Origin of the sequence: Roseateles sp. (assembly GCF_039929605.1) — a bacterium.
Taxonomy (GTDB): domain Bacteria; phylum Pseudomonadota; class Gammaproteobacteria; order Burkholderiales; family Burkholderiaceae_C; genus Pelomonas.
Genome location: NZ_JBDSQX010000027.1, coordinates 1 through 3,447, shown reverse-complemented (window position 1 = coordinate 3,447; position 3,447 = coordinate 1). Strand labels below are relative to the sequence as shown.

3 protein-coding genes are annotated in these 3,447 nt (G+C 70.8%); 2 read left to right on the top strand and 1 reads right to left on the bottom strand.

Annotated features, from left to right (window positions below):
* Both ABIS05_RS04150 and fdhD read left to right on the top strand, forming a co-directional pair.
* Positions 1-1,184: chemotaxis protein CheW (locus ABIS05_RS04150; RefSeq protein ID WP_348011610.1), on the top strand; the 1,184-nt coding region annotated here is incomplete at its 5' end.
* Between the two features lie 33 nt (positions 1,185-1,217).
* Positions 1,218-1,979: a formate dehydrogenase accessory sulfurtransferase FdhD gene (gene fdhD / locus ABIS05_RS04145; protein ID WP_348011609.1), complete on the top strand. Its 762-nt coding sequence runs from the start codon at positions 1,218-1,220 to the stop codon at positions 1,977-1,979.
* A 173-nt stretch (positions 1,980-2,152) separates the two neighbouring features.
* On the opposite strand, the gene ABIS05_RS04140 is transcribed toward fdhD, so the two are convergent.
* Positions 2,153-3,094, bottom strand: coding sequence for a family 43 glycosylhydrolase (locus ABIS05_RS04140; protein WP_348011608.1), 942 nt, complete (start codon positions 3,092-3,094; stop codon positions 2,153-2,155).
* Positions 3,095-3,447 lie beyond the last annotated feature (353 nt).

The window sequence follows — 3,447 nt, the reverse complement described above, 5'->3', positions numbered from 1 at the left end:
CGCAGGCCGCCGCAGCCGAGGCCCAGCAGGTGCTGCAGCACATCAACGGGCTCTACACGGTCTACTCGCTGCTGCTCGTCTTCGACCCGCAGGGCCGCGTCGTCGCGGTGTCCGACCCGGCCCAGGCCGGCCACGTCGGCCAGCGGCTGGAGGCGGGCTGGGTCAGTGCCGCACTGGCACTGCGCGACCCGGAGCGCTATGTCGTGTCTCGCCACGAAGCCAGCGCGCTGTACGACGCCAGCCGGCCCACCTACACCTACGCCACCTCGCTGCTGCACGAGGGCCAGGTCGTCGGCGGCATCGCCATCGTCTTCGACGGCGCGCCGCAGTTCGCCGCGATGCTGAAGGACTCACTGCCGGATACCGCCGGCACAAGCGCTGCGAATATGGCCGCCAGCCTCTTCGTCACACGCGACGGCCGCGTTGTCGCCAGCTCCAGCGAGCGCTGGCCTGCCGGCACGACGTCACCCGTGCCGCCCGCCACGCTGGCCGGCCTGGCCGCCGGCCGCGCGCTGCGCACCGAGCTGGAGATCGACGGCATGGTGTATGCGGCCGGCATCGCGATGTCCCAGGGCTACCGCGAGTACCGCCACGGCCAGGCCGCGTCCGCCGAAGACGTCGCCGCCGTGCTCCTGCTGCCGCTCGGCCCGCGCATGCCCGCGCAGGCCGGTGCCGGCGACACGGGCTTTGCGCCCCCACCTGCCCAAGCCACCGCAGAGAGCGTGGACATCGCCGCCTTCAGCGTGGCCGGCCAATGGCTGGGCCTGCCCGCCGCGCACCTCGTCGAGGCCATCGAGCAGCCGCGCCTGACGGCCATTCCCAACGCGCCGCGCGCCGTCGTCGGCATGCTGCAGCACGAGGGCCGCATGCTGCCGGTGCTGGACCTGAACCTGGCCCTCTACGGCCGCGCTGCCGATGCGCAGGGCACGCAAGGCACGCAGGACGCCCCCATCATCATCTGCCGCAACGAGCGCGGCCAGGGCCTGGCCCTGCGCGTGGACGAGCTGGGCCCCGTGTTCACCATCCCCGCCGCCCAGGCCCTGTCCAGCCCCGGCACGCGGGCACGGCTGGTGCGTGGCGCCGAGGCCTCCAGCCACCGCATGCTGACGCTGCTGCCGCCCGACGAGCTGTGGGCGCACATCGGCATGGCAGCACCCGCCCAGGCCGCGCTGCCGGCGCCCTGATAAACGGTCGACCGGCCTCCTATCATGGCGGCCATGCACTCCACGCCCCTGCTCAGCCTGCGCCCCCACGGCGCGGCGGCCGACGAAGAGGTCGCCGTCGAGGTGCCCGTGGCGCTGACCGTCAACGGCATCTCGCAGGTCGTCATGCTGGCGACGCCGGCCGACCTGGAGGACTTCGCGCTCGGCTTCGGTCTCGGCGAGGGCTGGTTCACGTCGCCGCAGGAACTGCTCGATGTCGAGGCGATGCCCCAGGCCGAAGGCATCGAGCTGGCGCTGACCGTGACGGCCGCCTGCGAGCAGCGCCTGAAGACGCGCCGCCGCACGCTGGCCGGGCGCACCGGCTGCGGCCTGTGCGGCGTTGAGAGCCTGGCCCAGCTCGGCAGCCCGCGGCCCACCGCCGTCAATGCGCCGGCGCTGGAGCGGGGCGCGCTGGACCGCGCCCTCGCCGCCCTGCATGCCGCCCAACCCATGAACGCACGCTGCGGTGGCCTGCACGGCGCGGCCTGGTGCCGACCCAGCGGCGAGCTGGTGCTGGCGCGCGAGGACATCGGCCGGCATAACGCCCTGGACAAGCTGATCGGCGCCCTCGCCCGCCAGGACGCGCGTGAGCGCAAGGGCTTCGTGCTGATGTCCAGCCGCGCGAGCTTCGAGCTGGTGCACAAGACGGCCATGGCGGGTGCGGGCCTGCTGGCCTGCATGTCGGCGCCCAGCAGCCTGGCCATCGCGACGGCAAGGGCGCTCGGCCTGCAGCTCTGGGCATTCGTGCGCGAGGGCCGCGCGACGCGGTATGCGTGAGCCCCTCGTCCAGTCTGGCCCTGCTGAACGCGGGCAAGCCTGACCGGTCCCCCGAGGGGACGGCGATGCTTGCGGCATTGAGCCGCTCGCACATCGCCATGGCGGGCCAGCTTGGGAGCGGCCCGGCGCTCGGCCCGTAAATTCCAGGCACTACTGTCGGCAGAAGTGGACGGTCAGCGCTTGCCCACCTGGGCCGGGTCCAGCGCAATCTGACGGATGCTGCCGTCGGCACCGTACTCAAGCGGCGCGAGGGTGATCGACCGCCGATGGCTGCCGCCGCCCGGCAGCAGGTTGTCGTGAAAGAAGATGAAGCTGCGCCCGTCGTGCTCGAGGATGGCCTGGTGGTTGGTCGAGATCTTCAGGTAGTCGATGACCAGCCCGCGGTAGGTGAACGGGCCCAGCGGCGAAGTGCCCGTCGCATACACGATCTGCCCCGGCCAGCCGGTAGAGAACGTGAAGTAGTAGAGGCCGCCGCGCTCGTGCAGGAAGGGCGCCTCGCCATAGGTCTTCTTGTGCTCGGCTAGCCCCTGGATCTGCACGTTATGGATCGGGCCGTCCAGGCTAGCCATGTCGGCCTTCAGCTTGACGACCTTGGGCACGCGCGTGCCGAAGTAAAGATAGGCCTGGCCGGCCTTGTCGACGAACACGGCCGGGTCGATGGGCTCGTCGCCCGCGTTCGCGTCACGGGCCTTGTCGACGAGGGCATCGGTGCGCGCATCGACGAAGCCGCCGTCCGGCCGGGCCGAGACGGCCACGCCGATCTTGTCGCCGCCCACCGGCGCGTAGAAGAAGTATTTGCCGGCGCGAAAGGCGGCCTCCGGCGCCCAGGCCTTGGCGTCGGGCCGCGCCCACTTGAACACGCCGACATCCAGCGGCACGCCGGCATCCACCCAGGCGCTCAGGTCGGGCGATGTGAACAGCCGCCAGCTGGTGGAGTCCCAGTACTTGCCCGAGTTGGAGGCGTCGTCCGTCGCGTACAGGTAGAAGGCGCCGCCCGCTGCCGTCTTGAAGTAGTGCGGCGACGGGTCCGCATTGAAGCGCGTCGAGATGGGCTGGGGCTGGGCACCGGCAGACAACGCTGCGCAGGCCAGCAAGGCGGGAAGAAGGCGTCGCATTCGGCAGTTTGCTCAGTTCAGTCGGTGGGGCTGGCGAAGTGTAGGAATCGCCGTTGGCGCCCGGCGCTCGCCGCCTTGATCACTCAGCAAGATGAGCTTGCTGGCGCCTCGGTGCGCCGCGTCGGCCGTGGCGCGCATGACCTTGGCTGTCAGCCGGGAGGTGGGCGCCGCTCACCAGGCCAGGCCGAAGCTGGCGGTGACGCTGAAAAGACAAAACCCGTCACGAGGACGGGTTTTGAATTTCTTGGGACGGAGGTATCCAGATCATCCCGCCGATATCAGCTATATCGAGACACGCTAGCCATTCGCAGCGTGGCGTACCCCCAGAAGTACCCCCAGAAAACATGGCTTGG